This window comes from Winogradskyella ludwigii (assembly GCF_013403985.1).
GTDB lineage: Bacteria > Bacteroidota > Bacteroidia > Flavobacteriales > Flavobacteriaceae > Winogradskyella > Winogradskyella ludwigii.
This window is the reverse complement of the sequence record NZ_JABFDF010000007.1, coordinates 65,502-85,975: the sequence shown is the minus strand read 5'-3', so window position 1 is coordinate 85,975 and position 20,474 is coordinate 65,502. Positions and strand designations below refer to the sequence as shown.

Genomic DNA, 20,474 nt, shown 5'->3' with positions numbered 1-20,474 from the left:
AAAGAGTATATTTAGATGGCCATTATAAAATTGTTTTCTTAGCTATTTATACAACATAAATGTCGAAACTTTGATTTTTATGTAACTAACATAGTGCTCTAAAGTCTTTTATTCAAAATAAACCTTGATTTACTTGACAAGGCCTATGTTGAGATTGTATATTTGCAGTTCGAAAAAAAATAAAAATCATACATGAAATTATCACATTTTAGTTTTGACCTTCCAGACGAATTATTAGCAGAACATCCTGCGGAACATAGAGACGAATCAAGATTGATGGTGCTAGATAGAGCAAAACAAACTATTGAGCACAAACAATTTAAAGATATCATCGATTATTTTGATGCCGGAGATGTGATGATTATGAATGATACAAAGGTGTTTCCTGCACGTTTGTTTGGTAACAAAGAAAAAACAGGAGCGCGTATCGAAGTGTTTTTGTTACGTGAGTTAAATCAAGAACAACGTCTTTGGGATGTTTTAGTAGATCCTGCTCGTAAAATAAGAATTGGTAATAAATTATACTTTGGAGACGATGAAACACTTGTTGCAGAAGTAATAGATAACACAACTTCTAGAGGTAGAACGTTACGTTTTCTTTATGATGGATCTTATAGCGACTTTAGAGCTAAATTAACGCAGCTTGGGGAAACTCCATTACCAAAATATATTAAAAGAGACGTAGAGCCAGAAGATGAAGAGCGCTACCAAACAATTTATGCTAAAAACGAAGGAGCAGTAGCGGCACCAACAGCAGGTATGCACTTTTCTAAACACTTATTAAAACGTTTAGAAATTAAAGGAATTAAGACAGCAGAGGTAACGTTGCATGTAGGTTTAGGTACATTTAATTCCGTTGAGGTAGAAGATTTGTCTAAGCACAAAATGGACAGTGAAGAAATTGTAATTAGCGAAAATGCTGCAGAAATTGTAAATGATGCTATCGAAAATAAAAAACGTGTGTGTGCAGTAGGTACAACATCAATGCGTACTATTGAAAGTTCAGTATCTTCAAACGGAAGATTAAATGATTTTGAAGGTTGGACCAACAAATTCATTTTTCCACCATACGATTTTAGTATCGCAAACTGCATGATTACTAATTTTCATACACCAAAATCTACGTTATTAATGATGACATCTGCATTTGCAGGTCATGATTTTATGAAGAAAGCATATGAAGAAGCTGTAAAAGAAAAATATAAATTTTATTCTTATGGTGATGCGATGTTAATCATCTAAGCACTTAAATATTAAAATAAAAAAGTCTCTTAATTGAGGCTTTTTTATTTTAATAGAAAACCAAATTCATTTAAGTACTTTTGCATACAATGGAAGTAAAAAAGAAAGATATAAGAGCTTTAACTAAAGATCAACTCAGAGATTTCTTTGTAAAGCAAGGAGATAAAGCGTTTAGAGGTAATCAGGTTTACGAATGGTTATGGCAAAAGGCAGCTTATAGTTTTGAGGATATGACTAACGTGTCTATAGAAACTAGGCAAATGTTAGAAGATAATTTTGTGATCAATCATATTAAAGTAGATCAGATGCAACGTAGCTCTGATGGTACTATAAAGAACGCTGTAAGACTTCATGACGATTTAATAGTAGAATCAGTACTTATACCAACTAAAACCAGAACCACAGCTTGTGTGTCTTCTCAGGTAGGTTGTAGTCTCGATTGTAGATTCTGTGCAACGTCACGATTAAAACGTATGCGAAATCTTAATCCGGATGAAATTTACGATCAAGTGGTTGCTATAGATAACGAAAGTAGATTATACCATAACAGACCTTTAAGTAATATTGTGTTTATGGGAATGGGAGAACCCTTAATGAACTATAACAACGTACTTAAAGCCATCGATAAAATTACGTCACCAGAAGGTTTAGGCATGTCTCCAAAACGTATTGTAGTGTCTACATCTGGTGTTCCAAAAATGATTAAAAAAATGGCAGACGATAACGTGAAGTTTAAGTTGGCTGTATCATTACATTCTGCTATAGACGAAATACGTACATCAATAATGCCATTTAATGCCACGTTTCCACTTACTGATTTAAGAGAAGCATTGCAATACTGGTATGCAGCTACAAAAAATAGAATAACCTATGAGTACGTGGTTTGGGATGGTATAAATGACGAGCGAAAAGATGCAGAGGCCTTAGTTGAGTTTTGCAAATTCGCACCAAGTAAAGTGAACCTTATAGAGTATAACCCAATTGATGATGGCGAATTTCAACAAGCCAGCTCAAAAGCTATAGATATGTATGTTTCTGTTCTCGAAGCCAATAATATTACTGTTACAGTAAGACGCAGTAGAGGAAAGGATATTGATGCCGCTTGTGGACAGTTGGCTAATAAAAGTTAAATCATTTTAATATTAAGACATAAAAAAAAGCGGCAATTGCCGCTTTTTTTTATGTCTTAATATTTATAATCAGAAGATTATTCTTTTGTTACTCTTAATGTTTGAGTTTTATCTCCAGAAGTAATCTTAACTAAATAAAGTCCTTTTGATAATTCAGACATGTCAATAGATGAATTAGTAATCTCATTTTTAGAGAAACTTGCAACGTTTTGACCTAATAAGTTAAATACGGTAACATTATCAATTTCTTGAGTTGATTCAATGTTTAATACATTAGAAGTTGGATTAGGGTAAACACTAAAAGTAGTTAATGCGTTTTGTTCAACACTAAGTAAGTCGTCACCTGTTGTAAATGACCATGTTGCACAACCTGTAGCAGTACCAAAACAATTTATAGGTGCAATTGACCAAGTGTAGTCCGTTGCAAGATCTAAACCTGTAATGTTAAGATCTGTAAGACTTGTAGTACCTAATACAACCCCATCAAAAGTAATTTCGTAAGAAGAAACTCCAGGTATTGCATCCCATGCAATATTAACAGAACCTGTACCACTACCATCATCTGATATTGCAGCTGCTAGTTCTCCATCTGCAGGTGTAATAAGGGTAGGGCAAGCTGGCGCAGCAGTTTCAGGGCAATCAATGGTGTTAAAACTCCATACAGCACTAGTTGTGGTTCCAAAACAGTTTATAGCATCGATTTTCCAATAATAAGTAGTATTAGCAACTCCTGCAAATGTGATCGTATTACCACTAGTAGCATCAGCTAAAGTACCAATTTCATTAGCAGCTGCTGTTGTACCTATAGATATTGTGTAGCTATCTGCAGGCTCACCTGTTAGGCTCTCATCCCATGCAAAAGCAGTACCACCTCCTACTAAAATAACGTCGGCACCATCAGCAGGTGTGGGGTTTGTTACAGCTTCAGGCGCTGTCGTTGCAGAACAGTTAGATTCTGTTAATACAAAATCAAAACCGAAATCACTCCAAAAGTCATCCCATAAAATATAATAAGTTTCACCGCTTTCAGCAAAAAATGATACTTCAGAAAGATAGTTTGTGCCACTTATATCATCTGCAAATGCATAACATGTTAATGCTGCACAGCTACCTGTAAAAATGCTAAGTCTAGTGTCATCACTATTTGTCAAACCATTATTTACAGATAAATCCGAAGATATTGTTACTGAGTAATTAGCAGTAGGTGTATAGCTGTACCATTCACCAACAGTTGCTAGACCTGTATAACAAGAACCGTCAGGGGTAGTTCCGTTTAAAGTTCCTACAGTTGTCGTACCTGCGCTCACAGCTACGGCTGTTGCACAAGTATCTTGAGCATAATTAAATTGAAAAGCTATTAAAGCTAATACTAGTAAAGTAATTTTTTTCATGTGTTTGTGTTTTTTTAGATTATAAGGCCTAAAGTTACAAATAATGTTGAGCAGTAAAAGTTAAAGTTCTTTAATAGCCATGTTAATATTTTAGCTAAGAGAATTTGTGATTGGCAAATATTTTAAATTAGAAATGAATTAGTGCAACAAATAATACTACCTATTGCTTATGATTTGGATCATTTTTGAACAGAATTTCCAATTCTCTATGGTAAGTGATGTAAGGCTTCTAATAAAATGATCTTTAGATCATGGAGCTCAGAAAGTGAGACCAATGTTTGTTCCTTTGATCATTAAATAATTATTAAAGGAGAGTTAAGTGAACAGGTTTTTAAAATTGCTAAGGTTCTTTAGCGTGATCATAAAGTAAACTTATGTCTACAATGAAGTGGTTTCTTATCTATATAAATGTAATATGGAAAAAGAAAATAGTTTTCTTATCACTAATTTTATAAAATTTACAGACTGAAGTAATTACCATTTTTAAATATTATATATTTTAAAAAATAATAGTGTTTTAATTGATGGACTAATGTTAAATGAAAAAAACGCTTAATTAGAAATTTAAGCGTTTTTTTTATTTTTAAAAAATTAAAGTTTTACTTTATAATACTATTTTTTTACGAATAACTGAATTTGTAAAAGTGTCTTCTAACTCTACGATATAAACTCCTTGTGAAAATCCATTTGCTTCAATTACATAGCTGCTATCATTGATTGAGCCATTTAATATAGATTTTCCAGAGATATCATATACATTATAATTTGTATTTTCAGGCAAATTATAAAGTTCTATTGAGTTATTTAAACTCACGATTCTAACTTTGTTTATAGCAAATTGATTAACATTCAAGGTTTGACCAGCTTGAATAGCTTCATCTGCAGTTGCATTGTAAGCATATTCTTTAACTGTAAAACTATCACCAGATGCGCTTACATCTAATTTAGCCCAACCGTAATGTGTGCTTCCACTAATTTGAAAACGTAAGCCCAGATATTTGTCAGTAGTACCACACCAATTACTACTGCCTGAACCAAGATAACAACTAGCAAAATTAAGTGTTCCTTGAGAGTAAAATGAGGATTGACCAGAGCTTATTATAGCACCGTTATCTAGTGCAAACGGATAGGTATATAGCGGTTGTGAGCCTAAAATTTGATTACCAACGATAGAGGAGTTATCGATTTGAACAAAATTATAAGCTCCTGAACTTAATGTACCAGCATCAATATTAAAGTCAGCATTACCATCATTGTCTAGGTCTAAACTATAGTCAATTAAGCCTCCACCTGAAAAATCAGGGTCAACATCTGTGTAAATAATTTGACCACTAACATCAGTTAATCCAGCAATAGCAAGAGATAAAGCTCCATAATTAGCAAGCTTTTTTGAGAAATTTTTAGAAGTAGTTTTTTTCATGGTAACAGTGATTTTAAGTGTTAAGTCTTGAAAATAATTAAAAAAAAATAAATTTTAGTAGATTGCTGTAGCTAAAATTCTTTTTAAGTTGTTTTTTTTAGTATACCTAATTAAAAAGGTTATTTTTTACGAATTTAATAATTGTTTTTTTTCAAAAATCTAAAAATTAGGTTTTAAATATTTTGTTTTGTTTTTTTATAAAAAAATACATGTATGGCTATAGATAACGATGAATCAGTTAAATCAGACAGTTTTAATGTAACAAAGAAAGGATCTTTAGGATTACTTGCTTTTGGTGATATAGGATTGCGCGAATGGAGAAAGGTCAAAAACAATGTAGAAAAATCAAAGGTAATTACTGATGAAGAAAGATAAAGTGCTGTTAATAGGTTGGGATGCCGCAGATTGGAAAATTATAGGGCCGCTTATGGCAAAAGGTCGTATGCCAGCATTAAAAAAAATAATAGATAGAGGTGTTTATGGTAATATGAGCACAATGAATCCTCCGTATTCTCCGATGCTTTGGAGTACTGTTGCTACTGGTAAAACACCAGATAAGCATGGAGTTCTAGGGTTTATTGAGGTTTCGCCTGATAGAAAAGGGATTAGGCCTGTTACAGTAAACTCAAGAAAATCGAGGGCGTTATGGAATATTTTTCATAATCAAGGTTTAAAAAGTAATGTGGTTGGCTGGTGGCCTAGTTTTCCCGCAGAGCCAATAAATGGTGTTGTAGTTTCAGATAAATTTCAAAAAGTAAATAAAGATCCTAGTAAGAAGAGTCCTATTGTAAAAGGGACTATTCATCCATGGGATTTGGTAAAGGATATGCATGACTTAAGGCTGTTTCCTCATGAAGTGACAGAGGCTCATATTTTACCATTTATTCCTAGGGCAGCTGAGATAGATCAAGATAAAGAGCAAAGTTTATTTAGTTTTGCTAAGATGTTGGCAGAAAACACTTCGGTACATGCTGCAGCAACAAATCTTATGCGAACTACAGAATGGGATTTTATGGCCGTTTATTATGATTTGATTGATCATTTTTGTCACGCTTTTATGAAATACCACCCACCAAAATTAAACCACATAGCACAAAATAAGTTTGAAATTTATAAGGATACTATATATGGAGCTTATATGTATCAAGATATGATGTTAGAAAGAATGGTGGATTTAGCAGGTGAAGACACAACAATTGTTGTAATGTCTGATCATGGTTATGAATCTGGGAATAAACGAATTCTAAAAATGCCTAAATATCCAGCCGCTCCAGCTTTAGAGCATCGTAAATTTGGAATGTTTGTGGCTGCTGGTCCTAATATTAAGAAAAATGAAAAAGTATTTGGTTTAAGCTTAATCGATGTGGCTCCAACCATTTTACACATGTATGGTTTGCCTGTTGGAAAAGATATGGACGGTAAAGTTGCCTTAGATATATTTAAGAATCCTAAAAAGGTAAATTATATTGATAGTTGGGAGGATGTAAAAGGAGATTTTGGAGAACATGAGTCAGATTTAAGCGATTTGTTAGATGATGAAGAAGCTATGCAACAATTAATTGATTTGGGCTATATCGAAAAACCTGATGATAATATTGAAGTAGCTGTACTTAAGACTAGTTGCGATTTAAAACATAATTTAGCTAGAGTGTTTTTAGGTAAAAAAGATTACCCTGAGTCTAAGAGAATACTTTTAGAATTAGTTAATTATCCATACCCTACTTATGATGAAAAAGCATTTGAAGGTAAGAATAAAGACTTGTTGAAAACTCAAGGTTTTAAAATTGGAGATCCTGTTGTGGATACAATTCCATATTATATGGATTTGCTTTCTATAGCACTTTCAGAACATGATTATGATGTTGCAGAAGTCTATCTTAATAATTTACGAAATTTTGATAAAAAATTCGAACTAAATACTTCTGTGTCTGAAGCCAAAATTTTATTAGGAAAAGGCAAAGTACACCTTGCTCTAAAGTGCTTGGAGGACGCCAAAAATAAAAAGCCAAATTCATTAGTTTGGTATCAGATAGGTAAAATATATAAAAGATTAAGTCAATTTGAAAATGCTAAAGCTGCTTTTGAGTCAGCATTAGAATTTGAGATTGATAATGCAAAATCACATCAAGCCCTAGCAGATATTTTAATCAATCTAAATGATTATGAAGAAGCAGCGGATCATGCCTTAACAGCAATAGAATTGGTTAAGTATTTTCCGGCAGCACATTACACGTTGGGGCAGGCTTTAGAGAAATTAGGGGATTTAGAAAATGCTAAAAAAGCCTATGAAACTGCTTCCAAGTTAAAACCAAAGGACCATCAAAGAGCGGAACAAGCCATTGAAAATATTAATGAAAAACTTGGTGAACCTATAAGTTTAAATGATAAAGCAGAATATAAATATAGAAAAGATCAAATAGTAATTGTTTCTGGTCTACCGCGTTCTGGTACGTCTGTAATGATGCAAATGCTTAATAATGGAGGTATAGATGTCTTAACCGATGGAAATAGAAAATCTGATGAATCAAACCCTAAAGGGTATTTTGAGTATGATCCTGTAATGGCTTTACATAAAGATAATTCTTGGTTGGGAATGGCGCAGAATAAAACTGTAAAGGTAGTGGCGCCATTACTAAAATTTTTAGATCCTAAATATAGGTATAAGGTTATTTTTATGAATAGAGATTTAACCGAAGTTGTGAAATCTCAGCAAAAAATGGTTGGTAAAAATTCTGACATACTACCTGTTAAACTTTTTGAATCGTATAACAAACATTTAAATCAAGTAGAGGTTTGGAAAGATAATGAACCAGGTGTAGAGCTTATTTATGTAGATTATAAAGAGGTGCTCTTTAATACAGATCAGGTTTTAGATAAAGTGACATCTTTTATAGGTGTAGATTTAGATAAGTCTGAAATGATCAAAAGCATAGACAAAACATTATATAGAAACAAATCCTAAATTTAAGTTGTAAAATAGTTTATCAAAAGCATTTTTAGTACGTTTGTTTATATGCATTTTTTCTTTTGAAAATAACCGAACAGATAAAACAACCAATTGCCTACGAGATGGATCTTTTTGAACAAAAGTTTCAACTCTCTATGGCTAGTAAGGTAGCGCTTCTCAATCGAATTACTCATTATATAGTAAACCGAAAAGGAAAGCAGATGCGACCAATGTTTGTGTTTTTGGTTGCTAAAATGATGAATAATGGTGAGGTTAGTGAACGGACTTATAGAGGTGCTTCGGTAATAGAGCTAATTCACACGGCAACTTTGGTTCATGATGATGTGGTGGACGATAGTAACCGAAGACGAGGATTCTTCTCTATTAATGCTCTTTGGAAAAATAAAATCGCTGTTCTAATAGGCGATTTTCTTCTATCTAAAGGTTTGTTACTTTCTATAGATAATAATGATTTCGATTTACTAAAAATTATCTCTGTCGCAGTGAGAGAAATGAGCGAGGGAGAACTACTGCAAATAGAAAAAGCCAGACAGCTAGATATTACAGAAGATATATACCACGAGATAATTAGGCAGAAAACAGCGACTTTAATTGCTGCTTGTTGTAGTTTGGGTGCTGCATCTGTAAAGCCAAATTCGCCAGAAGTAGAAACCATGCGAAAATTTGGCGAGTTAATAGGTATGGCATTTCAGATTAAAGATGATTTGTTTGATTATGGAAAAGAAGCTATTGGCAAACCAACAGGCATAGATATAAAGGAGCAAAAAATGACCTTACCTTTAATATATGTCCTAAATAACTGTACCAAGAAAGAGAAAAAATGGTTAATTAATTCGGTTAAGAATCATAATAAGGATAAGAAACGCGTCAATGAGGTTATTGCTTTTGTAAAAGCTAATGGTGGTTTAGATTACGCTGTTTCTAAAATGAAAGCTTTTCAAGAAGAAGCCTTAGCTATATTGGCAAATTATCCCGAGTCACCATACAAAGCATCTCTAAAGCTTATGGTAGATTACGTAATTGAAAGAAAAAAATAAATTTCAATACACTTAAAATCAAATAGTTAAAAATTATTTTAATTATTTTTCATTTCCCAAGCAACCCTTTACTACAAAATTGCGTCTTTATAAATAGAAAGGCATCTGAACGTCATCAGAATTTAAACCAAACCATGAAAGTTATTCAACTTCATAAAAATGAAACAAAACTCATAGAGCGCGCTGCGAATAAAAATCGTGAAGCACAGCATATAATGTACGAGTTACATGCGCCAAAAATGTTGAGTGTTTGTAGATACTATATTAAAGATGCATATCAAGCAGAAGAAGTCATGTTGAATGGTTTTTTCAAAGTGTTTAAATATTTGAAGACCTATAAACATGAAGGCAGCTTTGAAGGTTGGATAAGACGAATCATGGTACGAGAATCCATTTCATATTTAAGGCAAAAAAAGAAAATTGAATTTGCTGTTGAAGATGATTATTTGGATCAAGGCTCATCAAACAATATTAATACAAACATTGAAGTTGCAGAAATACAAGAACTCATCGATAGTTTGCCAGAAGGTTACCGAATGGTCTTTGTAATGTATGCGATAGAAGGATATAAGCATAATGAGATTGCCGAATTATTAAAAATTTCAGAAGGCACTTCTAAATCACAATTGTTTAAAGCCCGACAAATGCTTCAAAAGAAATTAAAAGAATTAAATAACAACAGTTATGGCACCAATTAAGTTTGAAGAAAATATAAAAGACAAGCTAGAGAAACGCACATTGACGCCTTCATCAGAAAGTTGGTCTAAGCTATCTGACCGATTAGATGCAGAAGACAATAAAACTAAAAAACCAATTTATTGGTGGTTGAGTATTGCTGCAGGATTAATAATTATGATTGCGATATCAGTGCAATTTTTTAATACAGACGAATCAGAAAACACACTTCCTCAGGTGGTTGAAGAGAACGTAATAGAAGAACAATTAAATGATAAAAATTTAGAGTTCAACCAAAAAGAGTCTATCGAAGTGGTAAATGAAGACAATAGTGTTATAGAGGAGGAGTTGAAAAAAGAGACATTACCAAAGACAAAAGCATCTAAAATAATAGATTATAAAAAAGTAATTAATAAAAAGTCTGAGCCTAAAACGCAATTGGCAGAACAAGGGAAATCCGTTGATGAAACGATTACTATTAATAAAGAAGAAGCGCTTAATAATGAAGTAGAAAATCTTTTGCAAGAAGCTAAATTGAAAACAGCAGTTGCAGAAGCTATAACAAACATAAAATTAAAAGAACCGTCAGTTTCAGATCAAGAAATAGATTCTTTATTAAAAATAGCGAGTAAAGAACTTTTTAAGCAAAACTTAGAGATTGAATCTTTAAGAACAGTAGATGCAAATAGTTTATTAATGAGTGTAGAAGACGAAATGGGTCAGTCTTTTAGAAGTAAAGTCTTTGAAGCTCTAAAGGATAGTTACGGAACGGTAAAAACGGCAGTTGCAAATAGAAATAACTAAGGTCTTTATTTAATACTAAGTAGAGTCAAAGGGTAGATAGAAGAATCAAAATTAAAATAAATCATCAATAATCAATAAATCAAAAAACGAACAGTTATGAATAACATTACAAGATTAGTAGTTTGCTTAGTGATAGCGCTAACATTTACAACAGCACAAGGACAAGAAACAAAGGTTGATAGTACTCAATCATCAGTAAATCAATTAAAAATTAAAGCACTTAATGAGCTCAAAACAAATATTGAGAACGAAGAACGTGAATCATTAAAATATGAAATAGAAGCGATTAATCAACGTTTAGACAAAGGGAGTATAACTGCAGGAGAAGCAGAAACTTTAAAAAAAGAAGCAGCGAAAAACAGAGCTTTAAATATTGAAAACCGTTTGGCTATCGTAGATAATAAAATTGCGCTTTTAGGACGTAATGAAGATGGTTATAATACAGAAGATGGCGATGGAGATGGGTTTGTACTTCGAATAGGAGCTGGAGAAGACGAGAAAGAGAGCTTTGTTTATTTTGGTGAAAAATCCAATGATAAGCCAAGAAAATACGACAGACGTACAACAACAAACGTTGTTTTTGCATTAGGATTTAATAATGCTTTAATTGATGGTGAAAGCTTAGAAGATTCACCATACAAAATAGGAAGTTCAGATTTCTATGAATTAGGTTATGCTTGGAAAACTAGAATTTTTGAAGACAGTAACTTTTGGAGATTAAAGTATGGTTTCTCTTTTCAGTGGAATAAATTTGAAATGAAAGACAACAATTTTTTAGTAAATACAGATGGTGATATTTCAGTACAGGAATTCTCTTCAAATTTAGACCAAGCAAAGTTTAGAACTACAAATTTAGTATTTCCCATGCACATAGAATTTGGGCCTTCTAAAAAGATTGAAAAAGACAACTACTTTAGATATTCAACTTACAAGCAATTAAAATTTGGTTTAGGTGGTTATGTAGGTCTTAATTTGGGTAGCATTCAAAAATTAAAGTATAAAGAAGGAGGAGATAAAATTAAAACGAAGCAACGTGGTGGTTATGAAGTTAGCGAATTTGTATATGGCTTAAGTGGTTATGTTGCTTTAGGAGAAATTGCGTTGTACGTAAAGTATGATCTTAATCCATTGTTTAAGAACCAGGTAGTAGATCAGAATAATATCTCAGTAGGTATACGTTTTGATATGGACTAAACCAATTTATTTTTGAGTGTCTAAAAAGTCTTAATCTGTTATGATTAAGGCTTTTTTTTGTAAGCTATAATAGTTTTTTTAACTTTTATTCTTTCTAATTTTTCTCATTGAAAGCATCTTTAAATTCAATGTCATCATCAACGGTTCCTTTGTAGGCTTTTATCCATGCATTACCAAAAATATTAATAACACTTGGAAGCACACTTGCTTCTAGGTTATTTAAATCTCCTTCTAAAGGAATTTTAGTTGCAAATGTATCTGTAGATTGATTTTTTAAAATAAATTTAAAGAACCCAACGAAGCCTTCCCATAATACACCTAGAAAGCCGTCTTCTTTTCCAATGAGTTTAGAGTTGGTGATTAAAGGTTTCATATAGCCTTTCATAAAGCCATCTGCAATTGCTAGCTCGCTAAACAATTCAAATGTGCCAGATTCAAAATCTATACCTGCATAATGTCTGGTAAAAGGGTTTAGAGCTGTTATATCTGCTTTTTCTAGTCCAAACTCTATATTCATATCAGGGATTTCTTTAATAAGGTTCACATTACCATTTAATGTCATTTTTCCATTACCAATTGAGATGGCAGATGCATATATAGGTGAAGGGAGTGTTCTATCTTTAGCAGAAACATTACGGAGGTTTTTAGCTATTAGCTCTAGTTTTTCAAAATGTAAATCAATATTAGGATCTGCTTGTAATTCTACAAAGGCAATTTTTCCGTTATGAATTTCAAAATTGTTAATATCAATGGGAACTAAATCTGTTAAGGCTTTACTCCAGTCATCTGCATCTGCAGTATTGCCTTCCGTATTTTGGTCTTCCATTACGTAAATGATCTCTGGATTTTCCATAATAATCTCACTTACAATTTCTCCATTAAAAATAGATTTCCACTCTATAGAAATATCAGTTTTTGGAAAATTTAAAAATGGCACCTGAGTTTTTGCATTAACTTTATTAAGATATACACCTTCTATAACATAAGCTCCACGATATAAGGCTATATCTATATCTTCAACTTCACCAAAATAACCAGGTAAATCTGCTAATATTTTATTGACTTCAGATTTAACATAGTATGGTAAATATAATCGTGCACCGATTAATATGATGATGATAATTATAGGTATAGTATAGCGTTTTTTCTTATAGATTTTTCTTTTAGAAGCAGTAGTGTCTGTATCTGAATTTTGTTTTTTCATAATGTAAAATTAAGTAATAGTGTAATTTAAAAATTCTATTTGGAGATTGTTTAACATTTGTGATATAACAGTTTCTTTAATAATTGTTTTGTCTTAAATTTACAAACTTGCTAAAACTCTAAATTTGATTTCACAAAATTCCATTGCCCAAGTATTTGAAACCGCTCGTGTAGAAGAGGTTATTGGAGATTTTGTGCAGTTAAAAAAAGCAGGTACAAACTATAAAGGTTTAAGTCCTTTTAGTGAAGAACGCTCTCCGAGTTTTGTAGTATCTCCAGTGAAACAAATTTGGAAAGATTTTTCAAGTGGAAAAGGCGGAAATGCTGTGACATTCTTAATGGAGCACGAGCATTTTACGTACCCTGAGGCTATAAAATATTTGGCTAAAAAGTACAATATTGAAATAGAAGAAACCGAGCGTACAGATCAAGAAAAAGCACAAGCAGATACTCGAGAGAGTTTGTATTTGGTTAGTGAATATGCAAGTAGTTACTTTCAGAACGTTTTGCATAAAACCAATCAAGGAAAAGCAATAGGTTTAAGTTATTTTAAAGAGCGAGGATTTACAGACGAAACTATTAAGAAATTTAATCTTGGGTATTCTTTAGATGAGTGGCAAGGTTTTACAGATGATGCTTTAGGAAAAGGATATCAAATTAATTTTTTAGAACAAAGTGGTCTAACGATTGTAAAAGGCGAAAAACGATTCGATCGTTTTAAAGGTCGTGTTATGTTTCCTATTCATAGTATGAGTGGGAGAGTTCTTGGTTTTGGAGGTCGTATTTTAACTAACGATAAGAAAGCGGCTAAATATTTAAACTCACCAGAAAGCGAAATCTATTATAAAAGTAAGGTTTTGTATGGTTTATATAATGCCAAGCAAAGTATTGCGAAAGAAGATAATTGTTATTTAGTAGAAGGTTATACAGATGTTATTCAGTTTCATCAAACAGGAATTACCAATGTGGTTTCTTCTTCTGGTACTGCTTTATCTCCAGATCAAATCCGATTAATTAATAGATTAACCAATAACATTACGGTTCTTTTTGATGGTGATGCTGCAGGTGTGCGAGCTTCCATTCGTGGTATAGATTTAATACTAGAACAAGGAGTAAATGTTAAGGTATGTACATTTCCTGATGGTGAAGATCCTGATAGTTTTTCTAAGTCAAATACTTTAGAAGAACTTACCGAATATCTTAACGAAAACGCAAAGGATTTTATTCAGTTTAAAGCCTCTTTATTGGTTAAGGAGGCGAATAATGATCCCATTAAAAAAGCAGAAACTATTCGTGATATTGTAAATAGTATTGCTAAGATTCCAGATCAAATAAAACGTGAAATCTATATCCAAGAATGTGCGCGTATTATGGATATTAGCGAAAGTGTTCTTTTTACAACCTTAGCACAAATTAATAATAAACAGACTCAGGATAATAATAAACCCAAGTCTTATATTTCATCTAATTCTTCTGATCCAAATGAACCTCCATTTGAAGTTTTTAGGAATGAAGAATCGAGTCGTAAGCCAAAAGTTGATGTTCAATTTGAACTAGAAAAGAAGATCATTGAAATATTAATGCTTTATGGAGACAAAACAGAGCAGTTTGATGATTTATTGCTTCAGGTAGATGAAGCTTCAGGTGATTTAATTGCAAAACCTACAGTAGTAGAAACACGTGTTTTTGAAAAAATATACTTGGATCTTCAAGATGATGAAATGCAGTTTACCAATCCACAATTTCAAGCACTTTATTATGCGATTATGGATAAGCTAAATCAAGAGGTGACGTTTTCTACAAAAAACTTTATTAATCAACTAGATCAAGAGACTGCAAGTACTGTAACAAGTATTCTAATGGAAGATGAGCGTTATAATCTTCACGATTGGGAGCGTAATCTTATTATACCTAAAGAAAAAGACCATTCCGTTTCGCAATTGGTAAGTCAGACTATTTTAACCTTGCGTTGTCATTTAATTGATAAGAAAGTTGGGGAATATAAAAATGAAACCTTAAATGAGAATGCAGATTTGCGCTCAATAATGGAAGATGTTAAAGAATATGTAGGTCTTAAAATGCTACTATCCCGAAAACTGGGCAAAGTAATAGGCTAGTGTGTAAGATTATGGTGCTTAGCTTGATGAATTAAGTCTACAATATTTGTAACATTAAGCTTCTTAAATAAACGGGCTTTGTATGTACTCACTGTTTTTTCATTGATATCTAACTCTTCCGCTATTTCCTTGTTTTTACGACCAATAGAAAGTAGTTTTAAGACTTCAACTTCTCTAGTTGAAAGTTTTTTAAACATACGACTTCTACTTTTTCGTGTATCTTCATAGTGAAAATGTTTGTCCATTTTTTCACTAAGAGAAGTGCCACCTGTGCTTATTTTTCTTACTGCAGCTTCAATTTCACTAGGGCTAGCTTTTTTGTTTAAATAACCAGATGCTCCTGCTTTAATAGTGCTTATGGCATAGATCTCTTCAGGTTGATGACTAAACATTAAGACTTGAACAGATTTATTTTCTTTTTTAATTGCTCTAAGTGCTGTAATACCATTAAGCTCTGGTAAATCGATTTCAGAAATTATAACATCGACTTCATTTCGTCTTATAAATTCAAATATTTCAATTCCACTTCCTAAAGCACCAATAACTTTTAAATCTTCTTTGCTATTTAAAAATAGCTCTAATCCGGTTCTAACTATGGGGTGACTATCTACAATAAGAATTCGTATCATGATAATTATATTTTGGTTTCTAGTTAGGGTTAATAATTATTTAATATCTATTCTTATTAAATAATGTGAAGATTTGTTTCGTAAAAATAGTTAAAAATTAAATTAATTAACGGATTTAAGTAGTGAAATGCAAAGATTATTTTAAATTATTGGGAATTTCGCAAACTGGTATTGGGTTCATTTTGTGTTTGTTAGATGAGTTGTAGCGTAAGTAGATATTGAATGCTTCGCGTTCTCGTCCTTCAAAATCATCAGGAGTTTTTCCGTTCTCTTCCATCTGCATTGCCCATTCTAATTCAGGATAAGTAGCACCTATCTGATCTTCGTCACTACGTGTGTCGCCAAATAAACCATCACTAGGAGCAGCTTTCATTATAGATTCTGGTACTTTTAAGCTGTCGCCAATTTCATAAACTTCAGATTTTAATAAATCAGCAATTGGGCTTAAATCTACACCTCCGTCACCATATTTAGTATAAAAACCGACTCCAAAATCTTCAACTTTATTTCCTGTTCCTGCAACTAAGTAACCTAAAAGGCCTGCGTGATAATATAAAGTGGTCATGCGTAAACGTGCTCTCGTATTAGCTAAAGCCATATCAACCGTAGCTTGGTTGCCCTCTAAACTTACCTCAGTTTTAAATTCTTCAAAGACAGGAGTTAAATCTACACGAGCATCTTTTACATTAGGAAAGCGCGCTTTTAATTGCGCAATATGTTCTTGGGCTCTAGTGACGTGACTAGCGGCTTGATGAATTGGCATTTCAATACATAAAAGCTCTAATCCTGTTTTAGCACACAGTGTTGAGGTTACAGCAGAATCTATACCTCCTGAAATTCCAATAACAAAACCATTAACGTTGGCTTTTATGGCATAGTCTTTTAGCCATTTTACAATATGATCTACTACCTTTTCAGTTTGCATAATTTTTTAATTTTTTAACAAAGAAGCGTACCTTTGCACAACAAAAATAATGCAATCGTGTTAAGATTAAAAATGTTTTACCAAATGCAGCTTAAATATTACATCATATTTATATTAGGGTTGATGCTTGTGTCTTGTGATAAGGACTCTAAAGTGGAACAAGAAATTGCCGCAATTAACATAGATTTTAATGTTGAGCGTTTTGATAAGGCATTTTTAGAGGCTAAACCAAACGATTTGTCACAGTTAAAAGGAGCATATCCTTTTTTGTTTTCTAAACATGTACCAGATTCTATTTGGATTCATAGAATAAATGATACGTTGCAAAATGAGCTGCTACAGGAAGTGCAAAAGGTGTTTCCAAATTTTAAAACATCAGAAGAAGAATTAAAAGGCTTATTTCAACATTTAAAATACTACGATAAAACATTTAAGGCACCTAGAGTTATTACGTTAACAAATGACGTTGCTTACAGAGATAAGACTATCGTAAATGATTCGCTAGTGCTTATTGCTTTAGATAATTACCTGGGAGCTAGTCATGAATTTTATCAGAATATACCAATGTACATTGGTGCTAACATGACCAAAAATCAAATTGTAGTAGATGTAACCAATGGTTATGCAAACAAATACATATTTCAAACCAATAGAAGAACGTTATTAAATGAAATGATTTATTTCGGGAAGTTACTTTATTTTAAAGATGTAATGATTCCGTTTAAATCAGCTGCAGAAAGAATTGGTTACACAGAAAACCAAATAAAATGGGCTGAAGCTAATGAAAGTGAGATTTGGAGTTATTTTATTGAAAAAGAATTATTGTACAGTACAGATCCTAAATTACCAAATCGGTTTATAGCAGATGCTCCGTTCTCTAAATTTTATCTTGAATTAGATAATGAGTCTCCAGGGCGTTTAGGTCAGTACTTAGGTTGGCAAATTGTAAAAGCCTATGCCGAAACTACAGGTGAAGATGTTTTAAAAATTATGCAAACGGAACCTGACGTTATATTTACAAAAGCAAATTTTAAACCCAAAAAGTAATGACTAAAGTTATAAAATCTAAAATAGTATTAAACGTTGAATTGGACGAAAATAGAGTGCCAGAAAAATTAAATTGGTCTGCACAAGATGGAGGAGTAGATGGCGAAGAAGCTAAAGCTATATTGCTATCGGTTTGGGATAGTAAGAAGCAAGAGACGTTAAAAATTGATTTATGGACAAAGGATATGCCTGTGGATGAGATGAAACTTTTCTTTCATCAAACTTTAGTGACTATGAGCGATTCTTTTTTAAGAGCAACTCAAGACGAAAAAATGACAGAAACAATGAAAGATTTTTGTGATTATTTCGCTGAGAAACTAGAGCTTAAAAAATAGTTTACATGCAGAATTAATTACCTTTTGTTTTTGTGCGATGCTTTTTTACTGGTGTGCGTGTTAGTAGATAAGCAATACTTTGATTTGGAGCGCTTTTTATAATGTTTAGCTCTTCATCTAGCATCATACCTTTTCCTTCAGCAATATCGTTATTAGTGAAAGGGAGCGTTGCGTTTTTTTGTTCTTTTTGATAATTGCGTCGCATTAAACCTAAGATGATAGTTTTATCTGATAGTTTTGCTTCTACAACAAATTTACCTTCCGGAATGTTTGCCAACGAAATTTTAGATGTAAAACCGTTAACAGTGATTATGTTTTCATAGTCTTCGTTAAAAATATCAATCTGTAATATTTTGGTTTCACTGTTTAGAATTAAGCTATCCTTGGCGGTGTTTAAATTGTGCTTAAGTTCTTTTGCTTTTGGGTTGGTGTTTTTTAATAAGATAAATTCCTGACTATAAATATTTAAGGCAGAGAGTAGGACAATAAGTGTGAAGATATTTTTTATCATAACATATATATTTAAAATTTGAGGGCTATAATCAAAAAATTATTACTTCAAGTTAATACAGTATATGATTAACTAATTATTTCTAAGATAGAATGCGTTTTTTTAAGATGATACACGTTGGAATACGATATAAAGCAAAAAAACAAGATTTAAAAGCATGTGAATTTGGCTACTTTAATATCTAATTTTTACTAAATTAGCTTATGAGAAAAATCTTATTTGGTGTTATAATCACTTTAGTTGTACTATTCACTTTTAGATATTGTGATGATAAACAAGAAGATAAAATTGTACTTAAAGAGAGTACAGCTTTAATTCAAGAACAAATAAAAAACGTTGGTAAACTCGTTGTTACCGAAGGGCATTTTAGTGAAGTGTTTACTTACAAGAACTCTAAAGGTGTTTTTGGGGATTTAATTTCAGCCGAAAAGAAAGCCGTAGTTATCGTCAATGCAGATGTAACTATAGGGTACGATTTAAGTAAAATTGAATATCAAATAGATGAAGAAACAAAAACACTTAAAATCTTAAGCATTCCGAAAGAAGAAATTAAAATTAGTCCAGATTTTGAATATTATGATATGCAAGCAGATTACCTCAATCCATTTGAAGCCAAAGATTACAATAATATAAAAGAAACCGTAAAAAAGTCGCTAATGAAAAAAGTTGAAGCATCAGAGTTAAAGTCTAATGCACAAAACCGATTGATTAGCGAATTATCAAAATTCTTTATGTTGACCAATTCTCTTGGTTGGACTTTAGAATATAACCAAAGTCCAATTTCAGAATTAAGTGAACTTAATAATCTAAAAAATATATTGAATTAAAATTTAGCCCAATTTTCGTTGTAAGCTTGCCATTCCGCCACCATTTATGGCATCAATTCCATTAGATTTTAAAATACTTGCAGCATTTGCAGAGCGCATGCCACTAGCACAATGGGCAATTACAGGTTTGTTTAGTCTTTTAATCTCGTTAATTCTATTTCCTAGTTCTTGAACCGGAATGTGAATCGCATTTTTTATATGTCCACCTTGGTATTCACTAGGTGTTCTAACATCTAAAATAACAGCCCCTTTTTCTAGGTATTCAGCAACGTTGTTAGTCGATTTTCCAAATAAAGCATCAAATATTCCCATTGTATTTATTTTTGAACAAATTTCCGAAAAGTTTATAAAACCATTCGTAACCAAAGTTACATTATAATTGTGTTCTACTTAAAAATCTTGTAAATTTAGTGTTTTACCTCACTATGAAACCAGAGACACGTCAACAAGAAATTATTAGAGTAGCTGCTAAACTCTTCAAAGAAAAAGGTTACAGTGCGGTCACCATGCGAGATTTGGCAACTGCCATGGATATAAAAGCGGCAAGCCTTTACAATCATATCAATTCTAAACAAGATATATTAGAAAGTATTATCATTTCTATTGCAGAACAATTTACAGAAGGCATGTCTTCTGTAAGAGAAAGCAATGCTACTTGCATCGAAAAGTTAAAAGAAATTATAGCGTTGCATGTAGAAGTATCTAGTACTAATATTTACGGTATGGCAGCTTTAAATCACGATTGGATGCATCTAGAAGCTCGATTAAACTACTACAAAAAGTTGCGTAGCGATTACGAAAATGATTTCAGAAATATTCTTATTGAAGGTATAAAAGCTGGTGAAATTTCAGACATAAAACCAGATGTAATGATGTTTTCAATCTTAACAACCTTACGTTCGCTTTATTTATGGATTCCTAAAAAAGAAGCAATTCACCTTAATGAACTTACCAATGACCTCAACGAAATTCTCATAAAAGGTGTCATAAAACAGATTTAAATTTATTTACTAACTTTG

General features: G+C 32.2%; 20 protein-coding genes. 13 read left to right on the top strand and 7 right to left on the bottom strand.

The genetic code is table 11. From position 1 onward, the window contains the following. Nucleotides 1-192: 192 nt before the first annotated feature. Nucleotides 193-1,242, top strand: a complete 1,050-nt coding sequence (gene queA, locus HM981_RS15615) for a tRNA preQ1(34) S-adenosylmethionine ribosyltransferase-isomerase QueA (RefSeq protein WP_179339738.1) — start codon at nt 193-195, stop codon at nt 1,240-1,242. 89 nt (nt 1,243-1,331) lie between these two features. After that, nucleotides 1,332-2,372: a 23S rRNA (adenine(2503)-C(2))-methyltransferase RlmN gene (gene rlmN, locus HM981_RS15610; protein ID WP_179339737.1), complete on the top strand. Its 1,041-nt coding sequence runs from the start codon at nt 1,332-1,334 to the stop codon at nt 2,370-2,372. A gap of 77 nt (nt 2,373-2,449) precedes the next feature. Here the strand turns inward: rlmN and HM981_RS15605 are convergent, their stop codons facing one another. Next, nucleotides 2,450-3,763, bottom strand: a complete 1,314-nt coding sequence (locus HM981_RS15605) for a T9SS type A sorting domain-containing protein (RefSeq protein WP_179339736.1) — start codon at nt 3,761-3,763, stop codon at nt 2,450-2,452. A gap of 604 nt (nt 3,764-4,367) precedes the next feature. Continuing rightward, nucleotides 4,368-5,183 (bottom strand): T9SS type A sorting domain-containing protein, encoded by an 816-nt coding sequence (locus HM981_RS15600; RefSeq protein WP_179339735.1) that lies wholly within the window; start codon nt 5,181-5,183, stop codon nt 4,368-4,370. Nucleotides 5,184-5,396: 213 nt separating this feature from the next. On the opposite strand from HM981_RS15600, the gene HM981_RS15595 reads away from it, so the two are divergent. The 6 genes from HM981_RS15595 to HM981_RS15570 all read left to right on the top strand — a co-directional run bounded on the left by HM981_RS15595 (nt 5,397) and on the right by HM981_RS15570 (nt 11,861). Continuing rightward, a complete protein-coding gene (locus HM981_RS15595; protein ID WP_179339734.1) occupies nt 5,397-5,558 on the top strand; it encodes a hypothetical protein in 162 nt (53 codons plus the stop codon). Further along, a complete protein-coding gene (locus HM981_RS15590) occupies nt 5,545-8,145 on the top strand; it encodes an alkaline phosphatase family protein (RefSeq protein WP_179339733.1) in 2,601 nt (866 codons plus the stop codon). Before HM981_RS15595 ends, HM981_RS15590 begins: the two co-directional genes overlap by 14 nt. 65 nt (nt 8,146-8,210) lie before the next feature. Continuing rightward, nucleotides 8,211-9,188 carry a polyprenyl synthetase family protein gene (locus HM981_RS15585; protein WP_179339732.1) on the top strand — a complete coding sequence of 326 codons (978 nt, stop codon included), beginning with the start codon at nt 8,211-8,213 and terminating at the stop codon, nt 9,186-9,188. Nucleotides 9,189-9,322: 134 nt separating this feature from the next. After that, the gene (locus HM981_RS15580; protein WP_179339731.1) at nt 9,323-9,886 is read left to right on the top strand and encodes an RNA polymerase sigma factor; all 564 of its coding nucleotides are present in this window, start codon (nt 9,323-9,325) and stop codon (nt 9,884-9,886) included. Further along, nucleotides 9,873-10,667: a hypothetical protein gene (locus HM981_RS15575; RefSeq protein ID WP_179339730.1), complete on the top strand. Its 795-nt coding sequence runs from the start codon at nt 9,873-9,875 to the stop codon at nt 10,665-10,667. Before HM981_RS15580 ends, HM981_RS15575 begins: the two co-directional genes overlap by 14 nt. 96 nt (nt 10,668-10,763) lie before the next feature. Further along, entirely contained in the window at nt 10,764-11,861 is a 1,098-nt protein-coding gene (locus HM981_RS15570; RefSeq protein ID WP_179339729.1) for a hypothetical protein, read from the top strand. A gap of 94 nt (nt 11,862-11,955) precedes the next feature. On the opposite strand, the gene HM981_RS15565 is transcribed toward HM981_RS15570, so the two are convergent. Further along, entirely contained in the window at nt 11,956-13,065 is a 1,110-nt protein-coding gene (locus HM981_RS15565; protein WP_179339728.1) for a DUF748 domain-containing protein, read from the bottom strand. Nucleotides 13,066-13,189: 124 nt separating this feature from the next. Here HM981_RS15565 and dnaG point away from each other — a divergent pair, with 124 nt between their 5' ends. Beyond that, entirely contained in the window at nt 13,190-15,181 is a 1,992-nt protein-coding gene (dnaG, locus tag HM981_RS15560) for a DNA primase (protein WP_179339727.1), read from the top strand. On the opposite strand, the gene HM981_RS15555 is transcribed toward dnaG, so the two are convergent. Beyond that, nucleotides 15,178-15,810 (bottom strand): response regulator, encoded by a 633-nt coding sequence (locus tag HM981_RS15555; RefSeq protein WP_179339726.1) that lies wholly within the window; start codon nt 15,808-15,810, stop codon nt 15,178-15,180. The two genes, dnaG and HM981_RS15555, sit on opposite strands and share 4 nt — an antisense overlap. A gap of 136 nt (nt 15,811-15,946) precedes the next feature. Next, complete coding sequence (gene nadE, locus HM981_RS15550) at nt 15,947-16,735, bottom strand: NAD(+) synthase (RefSeq protein WP_179339725.1); 789 nt, start codon at nt 16,733-16,735, stop codon at nt 15,947-15,949. 84 nt (nt 16,736-16,819) lie between these two features. Between nadE and gldB the strand changes: the two genes are divergently transcribed. Together gldB and gldC are read left to right on the top strand one after the other, a co-directional pair. After that, nucleotides 16,820-17,782: a gliding motility lipoprotein GldB gene (gene gldB / locus HM981_RS15545; protein WP_179339724.1), complete on the top strand. Its 963-nt coding sequence runs from the start codon at nt 16,820-16,822 to the stop codon at nt 17,780-17,782. Beyond that, nucleotides 17,782-18,117: a gliding motility protein GldC gene (gldC, locus tag HM981_RS15540; RefSeq protein ID WP_179339723.1), complete on the top strand. Its 336-nt coding sequence runs from the start codon at nt 17,782-17,784 to the stop codon at nt 18,115-18,117. Before gldB ends, gldC begins: the two co-directional genes overlap by 1 nt. 13 nt (nt 18,118-18,130) lie before the next feature. Here gldC and HM981_RS15535 read toward each other — a convergent pair whose 3' ends face one another. Next, complete coding sequence (locus HM981_RS15535; RefSeq protein ID WP_179339722.1) at nt 18,131-18,628, bottom strand: hypothetical protein; 498 nt, start codon at nt 18,626-18,628, stop codon at nt 18,131-18,133. Nucleotides 18,629-18,831: 203 nt separating this feature from the next. On the opposite strand from HM981_RS15535, the gene HM981_RS15530 reads away from it, so the two are divergent. Then, the gene (locus tag HM981_RS15530; RefSeq protein WP_179339721.1) at nt 18,832-19,455 is read left to right on the top strand and encodes a DUF4230 domain-containing protein; all 624 of its coding nucleotides are present in this window, start codon (nt 18,832-18,834) and stop codon (nt 19,453-19,455) included. Nucleotides 19,456-19,458: 3 nt separating this feature from the next. On the opposite strand, the gene HM981_RS15525 is transcribed toward HM981_RS15530, so the two are convergent. Then, nucleotides 19,459-19,767, bottom strand: coding sequence for a rhodanese-like domain-containing protein (locus tag HM981_RS15525; protein ID WP_179339720.1), 309 nt, complete (start codon nt 19,765-19,767; stop codon nt 19,459-19,461). A gap of 113 nt (nt 19,768-19,880) precedes the next feature. On the opposite strand from HM981_RS15525, the gene HM981_RS15520 reads away from it, so the two are divergent. After that, a complete protein-coding gene (locus tag HM981_RS15520; RefSeq protein ID WP_179313347.1) occupies nt 19,881-20,456 on the top strand; it encodes a TetR/AcrR family transcriptional regulator in 576 nt (191 codons plus the stop codon). Nucleotides 20,457-20,474: the final 18 nt, after the last annotated feature.

Bases quoted from the DNA above. Each gene is read 5' to 3' on its own strand.
- queA (WP_179339738.1), top strand. From the start codon at position 193: ATGAAATTATCACATTTTAGTTTTGACCTTCCAGACGAATTATTAGCA.
- rlmN (WP_179339737.1), top strand. From the start codon at position 1,332: ATGGAAGTAAAAAAGAAAGATATAAGAGCTTTAACTAAAGATCAACTC.
- HM981_RS15605 (WP_179339736.1), bottom strand. From the start codon at position 3,763: ATGAAAAAAATTACTTTACTAGTATTAGCTTTAATAGCTTTTCAATTT.
- HM981_RS15600 (WP_179339735.1), bottom strand. From the start codon at position 5,183: ATGAAAAAAACTACTTCTAAAAATTTCTCAAAAAAGCTTGCTAATTAT.
- HM981_RS15595 (WP_179339734.1), top strand. From the start codon at position 5,397: ATGGCTATAGATAACGATGAATCAGTTAAATCAGACAGTTTTAATGTA.
- HM981_RS15590 (WP_179339733.1), top strand. From the start codon at position 5,545: ATGAAGAAAGATAAAGTGCTGTTAATAGGTTGGGATGCCGCAGATTGG.
- HM981_RS15580 (WP_179339731.1), top strand. From the start codon at position 9,323: ATGAAAGTTATTCAACTTCATAAAAATGAAACAAAACTCATAGAGCGC.
- HM981_RS15575 (WP_179339730.1), top strand. From the start codon at position 9,873: ATGGCACCAATTAAGTTTGAAGAAAATATAAAAGACAAGCTAGAGAAA.
- HM981_RS15570 (WP_179339729.1), top strand. From the start codon at position 10,764: ATGAATAACATTACAAGATTAGTAGTTTGCTTAGTGATAGCGCTAACA.
- HM981_RS15565 (WP_179339728.1), bottom strand. From the start codon at position 13,065: ATGAAAAAACAAAATTCAGATACAGACACTACTGCTTCTAAAAGAAAA.
- HM981_RS15555 (WP_179339726.1), bottom strand. From the start codon at position 15,810: ATGATACGAATTCTTATTGTAGATAGTCACCCCATAGTTAGAACCGGA.
- nadE (WP_179339725.1), bottom strand. From the start codon at position 16,735: ATGCAAACTGAAAAGGTAGTAGATCATATTGTAAAATGGCTAAAAGAC.
- gldB (WP_179339724.1), top strand. From the start codon at position 16,820: ATGCAGCTTAAATATTACATCATATTTATATTAGGGTTGATGCTTGTG.
- gldC (WP_179339723.1), top strand. From the start codon at position 17,782: ATGACTAAAGTTATAAAATCTAAAATAGTATTAAACGTTGAATTGGAC.
- HM981_RS15535 (WP_179339722.1), bottom strand. From the start codon at position 18,628: ATGATAAAAAATATCTTCACACTTATTGTCCTACTCTCTGCCTTAAAT.
- HM981_RS15530 (WP_179339721.1), top strand. From the start codon at position 18,832: ATGAGAAAAATCTTATTTGGTGTTATAATCACTTTAGTTGTACTATTC.
- HM981_RS15525 (WP_179339720.1), bottom strand. From the start codon at position 19,767: ATGGGAATATTTGATGCTTTATTTGGAAAATCGACTAACAACGTTGCT.
- HM981_RS15520 (WP_179313347.1), top strand. From the start codon at position 19,881: ATGAAACCAGAGACACGTCAACAAGAAATTATTAGAGTAGCTGCTAAA.